Source organism: Dubosiella newyorkensis (assembly GCF_001945605.1).
Classification (GTDB): Bacteria; Bacillota_I; Bacilli_A; order Erysipelotrichales; family Erysipelotrichaceae; genus Dubosiella; species Dubosiella newyorkensis.
The window spans coordinates 1-1,691 of record NZ_MPKA01000049.1 but is presented as its reverse complement, the minus strand read 5'-3'; the positions used below and the strand labels follow the sequence as shown (position 1 = coordinate 1,691).

The window sequence follows — 1,691 nt, the reverse complement described above, 5'->3', positions numbered from 1 at the left end:
ATAAGCTTGGGGCTTTTCAAGCCGCAGCAAGAGCTGGGAGTTTGAAAAGCAACAAGAAATGGGTTCTTAGGGATAGGGACCCGTAGTCAATGGAAAGCGGAACAAATTTTTTCGGATTTGTCAAAAAACAGAAATTTAGGTTGTCCTCAAACTTGACATAGTACCAGCATGCCTTTTCTTAGTGTTCGCTCATTCACCTTAACAAACTCAGAACTAATTACTAAGAAAACAATTTACACAAAAATATTGACACTGCCTGATCCCTTGATTAAAAGAATGTATCATCTGTCTGTTCTTCACTTCTTGATAAAATTCTTCATATACTTTTTTGATTTTATAAAAACTAAATTCTTTTAATCCATTTAATTTGATTGACTTAAGGTAATAAACTAAAGTGTATAATTTACCGAAATATTGTGATGTTTTTTCTTTCAACCTAGTTTCTTTATCGTATATTTTCTCTTTAAAAAGGACATAGCTTATACTATAAAGGGCAAGAGAAATCAATATACCTAAAGAAATAACCCGAGAATAACAAGATATAATTACTATTATAAAAATCCCGGAGCATATATTTAATAAAAAGCTGTGCACAGAATTTATACAAAAGAGAACTATCGAATTACAATCTTGATTTATAGAATCATTTAATATAGCTGGATCTTTTTTGCTAAATTCTATATAAGAACTTTCATATAAAGAATTTATACTCGCTAAATTAGCTTCAAAACTTACTTTCGTTTGTAAAATAGTATATAGATATCGATTAGCTAGTTGATTAAAAATTGAAATTCCTGACGCGACTAATAGAAAAATTATCGTTTTAGTAAATCGTAGTATTTCTATATTAGTTAAACTATCAATAAGAGCTCCTTCTATGAATGGAATAACGATAATAAAAGAACTTTGAAATATATTTGAAATCACATAAGAAAAATAATTGCTTTTGTGTTTCAAAATATATTTAAATCCGAATTTTATCATTTTCATATTACGCCCTTTCATCCATTTGCCGAGCTATTCCCCATATAAACTATACCCATAAAAGTGGACACGGTTTTTAGTAGAAGAAAAAGCATTGGGCACTTAATTAGTAAGTCCCGATAAAACGCACTTGAAATTAATATGTTCGCGTTTTGTAGACATTTTCTATTTCCACCTTACACTTGAAGCGATTCAGTGAGATACTATTCTGGACAGACTTCCTAAGGAGATCACAACATATGAATAGAAACTATTTCACTGAAGAACAGATCAAGCAGCTCAAATCGAATGCTTATACCAAATACGTATCACCCAAGACTTTGAAATTCACCGACGAATTCAAAGAACTGTTTCTGGAAAAATACCTTCAGGGATTTTCTCCAAAAGAAATCTTCATAGAAGCTGGCTATGACCCTCTCGTTGTCGGAGAAAGACGAATGGCAAATACGGCTTTTCTCGTGATGAAAAAGGATTCGGAAGTAAAAAAATCAACAGAAGATTCCGAAGTCAAACATTTGAAATCCGAAGTAAAAGCCTTGCGCAAAGAGCTGGAAACATTAAAAAAAATTATAGCTCTGGGCAGCTCGCCAAAATCGAAGGACTTCTGATGAACCGCCCATCCGAAAAATTCGAACTCATCTATGAAATTGCTCAGGATCCGGAAAACACGTTCTCTATCAAGCAGCTGTGCGAACTGAATCATGTCA

2 protein-coding genes are annotated in these 1,691 nt (G+C 32.6%); one reads left to right on the top strand and one right to left on the bottom strand.

Annotated features, from left to right (window positions below; all coding sequences use genetic code 11):
• Positions 1–213 precede the first annotated feature (213 nt).
• Positions 214–990, bottom strand: coding sequence for an ABC transporter ATP-binding protein (locus tag BO225_RS03035; RefSeq protein ID WP_076340808.1), 777 nt, complete (start codon positions 988–990; stop codon positions 214–216).
• Between the two features lie 233 nt (positions 991–1,223).
• Here BO225_RS03035 and BO225_RS03030 point away from each other — a divergent pair, with 233 nt between their 5' ends.
• Positions 1,224–1,592: an HTH domain-containing protein gene (locus tag BO225_RS03030; protein WP_076340407.1), complete on the top strand. Its 369-nt coding sequence runs from the start codon at positions 1,224–1,226 to the stop codon at positions 1,590–1,592.
• The last annotated feature ends 99 nt before the right edge of the window (positions 1,593–1,691 follow it).